The sequence below is a fragment of the Aeromicrobium sp. genome (genome assembly GCF_036676885.1).
GTDB lineage: Bacteria > Actinomycetota > Actinomycetes > Propionibacteriales > Nocardioidaceae > Aeromicrobium.
In genome coordinates this window covers 1-4,021 of the sequence record NZ_JAKFCB010000291.1, presented here as the reverse complement: position 1 = coordinate 4,021, position 4,021 = coordinate 1, and the positions used below count along the sequence as shown (strand labels likewise).

Sequence of the window (4,021 nt, the reverse complement as noted above, 5' to 3'; positions counted from 1 at the left end):
TGGGTCACGAGAACGTCAAGAACTACGACGGATCGTGGACCGAATACGGTGCTCTGCGTGCCGTGCCGGTCGCCCTCGGCGACGAGCCGGGTGTCGCCTGATGTGCGGCGCGATCAAGGGCGGTCCGAGCCTCGAAGGCGTCGACGTCGCCAACGAAGCTGTGATCCAGGGCATCGTCACGCGTGACGGCGAGCCGGTCGGCAACGCGTACGTACGCCTGCTCGACCGCACGGGTGAGTTCACCGCCGAGGTCCCGACCTCGGCGACCGGGCAGTTCCGCTTCTTCGCCGGCCCCGGCGAGTGGACCCTCCGTACGCTCGCCCCGAAGGCGATCTCGGTCGACAACGCCGTGACCGCCGCCAAGGGCGTCGTCGCAGAGGTTGCCGTCGCGGTCTGACCCGCGGAGACAATGTGTCGAGGTGCATCCGGCTCTGCCGGGTGCACCTCTTCGTCTGTCCTGCCGGACCGGCAAGACAACTGGGAGGACAGGCAGACACGAAAGGTGCGCGCGTCGGGCTCCGGTTGCGCTAAAGTTCCGCGTAACGAACCGCCAACGGCCGTCGTTGTTCCATACGCATCTCGTGTCACAATACGTAACACGCTGTTCTGTCAGAATCACGGTTCGCCAAATCGGACACCATCGGGAGTGCTTAATGTTCAAACTTCGGCTTGCTGCCGCAGCGGCCATCGCATGCGCGGTGACTCTGCTGTCCTCGGGCGCGCAGGCATACCCCGACTGCGGCGTTTCGCTCAAACTCAGCTCCTCGACCCTCGTGGGCGGCAAGAGCTTCTCGTTCACCGCCGACGCCGGTTCGGTCGACTGTGACTGGACCGTGACCTACCGGGGCAAGACCAAGACCGGCTCCGGCACCTCGATCTCCGGCTCGTACTCCACTCCGGTCGTCACCAAGAAGTCGACGTCCGAGATCAGGGCCACCTGCAAGCACGCGGCCTTCGGCGCCTCAGCGGCTCCGGCGACGGCGTCTTCCGCTGTGACACCCGCCTTCTACTCCGCGGAGTCGAGCGCGGTCCTGCCGGCCGCCACGACGACCACTTGCCCGGTGGACGCGACCGTGACGCTGCTCCCCAAGGGTGGCGTGGATGACGAGGACGACGGCGCACTGCCCGACACGGGCGGTTCCAACCTGTGGCTGCTGCTGCTTGGTGGTGCACTGGTCACCGGGGGCGCCGGCGTGACCTACGCTGCACAGCGCCGCAAGTCCTCGCACTGAAATCGTTGATGGTTCATGTCATGCGAGCCCACTACGTGGGCTCGCATGACTGACCTTCGGACCCTTCAGTCATGAGAATTCAGTTCCCAGGACCGCTGTCCCGCGGTCGGCATCACCGGCCGTGGTATCGCCGGATCACCGGTGGGCAGGTCGCAGTCGCGGTCGGCGCCGTCATGTGCGTGTTGGGCATCGTGTTCGCGTTCCAGGCATCGCAGGCGAGCTCCTCCCTGCGACTGGCGTCGAACCAGGCGCAGGTGCTCCAGACCCAGATCGTCGCGGGCGACGAGGAGGGGGCGAAAGCCACCCTCAGCGGACTTCAGGAATCCACTGATCGCGCTCGCGCCAAGACCGATGGCCCCCTCTGGGCCCTGGGTGCGAAGGTGCCGTACTTCGGCAAGAACGTCTCGGCGGTGCGCACTGTTGCAGTCGTGGCCGACGACCTGGCGACCGACGCCATGCCGCCGCTGGTCAACCTCTCCGCCCAGGTCAATCTCAACGCCTTCAGTCCGCGCGACGGCAAGGTCGATCTGGCGACCATCAAGAAGATCCGCCCATCCGTGATCGCGGCCGCAGACGCTCTGACGCAGGCCGACGACAAGCTGAGCGGCATCGATGTCTCATCGCTGCTGGTACCCATCCGCGGTCCGGTCGGCACGATCCAGTTCAAGATCGCCTCGGCGCAGTCAGCCGCGGTGACGAGCCGCTCCGCCGCCCGCCTGATGCCCTCGATGCTCGGTGCCAAGTCCACGCGTCGCTACCTCTTGCTGATCCAGAACAACGCCGAAGTGCGTCCCACCGGCGGGATCGCAGGTTCGTTCGCGATCCTCAAGGCCAGCAAGGGCCGACTGTCCATGGGCAAGCAGGGGTCGATCCAGGACCTGCCGAGATTCAAGAACCCGGTCGTGCGCATGACGGCGGACGAGAAGTCGGTGTTCTCCGACAACCTCGTGACCGACATCCGCGACGTCAACACCACGCCGAGCTTCCCGCGCTCCGCTGAGATCGCGCGGGCCATGGTCGAGAAGGGGCTCGACGTGGACGTCGACGGAGTCATCTCGGTCGATCCGATCGCGCTCTCCTACATCCTGGCGGGCACCGGACCGGTGCAGCTGTCCGACGGCACGACGCTCGATCAGTCGAACGCGGTCAGTGTGCTGCTCAACGGCATCTATGCGAGGTACCAGGACAACGACAAGCAGGACGACGTGTTCCAAAGCGCCGCCCGCAAGATCTTCGACGTCGTCAAGTCCGGTCGCGGCGACTCGCGCGCCGTCATCTCCGCTCTGGTGAGCGCGGCGAATGAGAACCGGCTGACGGTGTGGTCGAGCCATGAGACCGAGCAGAAGGAGATCGCGCCCACGGGACTGGCGGGCGTGGTCGGCGGCGACGACGGCGACCGGCCGCATGTCGGCGTCTACCTCAGTGACTCGGCCTCCACGAAGATGGAGTACTACCTCGGCTACACGACGCTGGTCAGTTCGGGCAGATGCCTGCCAGGAGACATCCAGGAGCTGAGTACCAGCACCGAGCTGATCTCGAACGCGCCGACCGACGCCGCCAAGCTGTCGAAGTTCATCACCGGCGATGGAACGTTCACGCCGAGAGGGACCATGCGGATCACGGTGCGCGTGTACTCGCCGTTCGAAGGCGGCATCACCGACCTGCGCGTCGACGGCGATCAGCGGGCGGTGTCCGCGGGTCGGGTCGACGGCCGCAACATCGCCACGGCGACCGTGACGCTCAAGCCCGGGCAGAAGCACACCGTGACGGCCACCATGATCGCCGCCCGGGGTCAGCGCGGCGATGCGGTGTTCTCCACGACGCCCGGCATCGAGAGCTCGCCCAACGACGTCGTCGTCAAGTCCGCCTGCTCCTGACGTCGGTCAGTCGACCTGGTCCGGGGGCTTGAGCACGTCGTCCGGGTACTTCTTGAGGTAGGCCCGCAGGTTGTCCTTGCGGAACGCGGTGTACATCTCCTGTGACTTGGCCTCGTCGAGCCGCACGACGCTGCCGTAGACGGGGATGGTCTCGGTGCCGGCGACCGGCGCCGTGAGGAAGATGACGTCCTCGGTCTGCATGCCGCGCAGCGACAGGGCGAGTCCGCGCATGTCGCCGGCGGTCCAGGTCTGGTCGACCGTGAGGTTCTTGGTGAGGGCGCCGACGGTGTTGATGAGCTTGACCGGATTGCGCATCGTGCCCTTGGCGAGCATCTTGCCCATCAGGGCGCGGAGGAAGTTCTGCTGGCGGGCGATGCGGTCGAAGTCGCCCCGCAGCAGGCCGTAGCGGGTGCGGACGTAGGCGAGCGCCTTCTTGCCCTCGAGGTTCTGCGTGCCGGCTTCCCACTGGATCTTCTGCTTGGGGTCGTAGAACGCCTTGGGGATCGTGACGGGGACCCCGCCCACGGCGGACGACAGGTCCTTGAAGCCTTCCCAGTCGATGATCGCCATGTGCTTCATGCGCAGGTCGGTGAGGTGCTCGACGGTGGAGATCGTGCCGCTGGGGCCGTACTGCGAGAACGCGGCGTTGATCTTCTGCTGTCCCTGCGGCTCGCCCTTCTCGTTGTAGATCGTCGCGAGCGTGTCGCGCGGGATCGACATCAAGAAGGCGTACTTCCGGTTGGCGGTGATGTGCACGATCATCAACGTGTCCGAGCGGTACTTGCCGGTCGGCCACTTGTCGGCCTTGGCGTCCTCGGCGATCGAGGTGTCCTGGGCCTCGCCCTCGATCTTCTTGCCCTTGTCGGAGCCGATCAGCAGGATGTTGAGCGCCTTGCCCTTGTCGGGGTCGGG

General features: G+C 66.1%; 4 protein-coding genes and 1 pseudogene. 4 read left to right on the top strand and 1 reads right to left on the bottom strand.

The window, feature by feature from the left end:
* From V6M46_RS13185 to V6M46_RS13170, 4 genes and pseudogenes are all read left to right on the top strand, one after another.
* Nucleotides 1-101, top strand: a pseudogene (locus V6M46_RS13185) (sulfurtransferase); the annotation flags it as partial.
* Entirely contained in the window at nt 101-397 is a 297-nt protein-coding gene (locus V6M46_RS13180; protein WP_332665860.1) for a DUF1416 domain-containing protein, read from the top strand. The pseudogene V6M46_RS13185 and the gene V6M46_RS13180, both read left to right, overlap by 1 nt.
* 256 nt (nt 398-653) lie before the next feature.
* Entirely contained in the window at nt 654-1,232 is a 579-nt protein-coding gene (locus V6M46_RS13175) for an LPXTG cell wall anchor domain-containing protein (RefSeq protein ID WP_332665857.1), read from the top strand.
* A 71-nt stretch (nt 1,233-1,303) separates the two neighbouring features.
* Nucleotides 1,304-3,109 (top strand): DUF4012 domain-containing protein, encoded by a 1,806-nt coding sequence (locus V6M46_RS13170; protein WP_332665854.1) that lies wholly within the window; start codon nt 1,304-1,306, stop codon nt 3,107-3,109.
* Nucleotides 3,110-3,115: 6 nt separating this feature from the next.
* On the opposite strand, the gene V6M46_RS13165 is transcribed toward V6M46_RS13170, so the two are convergent.
* On the bottom strand, nt 3,116-4,021 hold a 906-nt coding region (locus V6M46_RS13165), incomplete at its 5' end, for an LCP family protein (protein WP_332665851.1).

Coding starts and splice junctions, on each gene's coding strand:
- V6M46_RS13180 (WP_332665860.1), top strand. CDS start 101: ATGTGCGGCGCGATCAAGGGCGGTCCGAGCCTCGAAGGCGTCGACGTC.
- V6M46_RS13175 (WP_332665857.1), top strand. CDS start 654: ATGTTCAAACTTCGGCTTGCTGCCGCAGCGGCCATCGCATGCGCGGTG.
- V6M46_RS13170 (WP_332665854.1), top strand. CDS start 1,304: ATGAGAATTCAGTTCCCAGGACCGCTGTCCCGCGGTCGGCATCACCGG.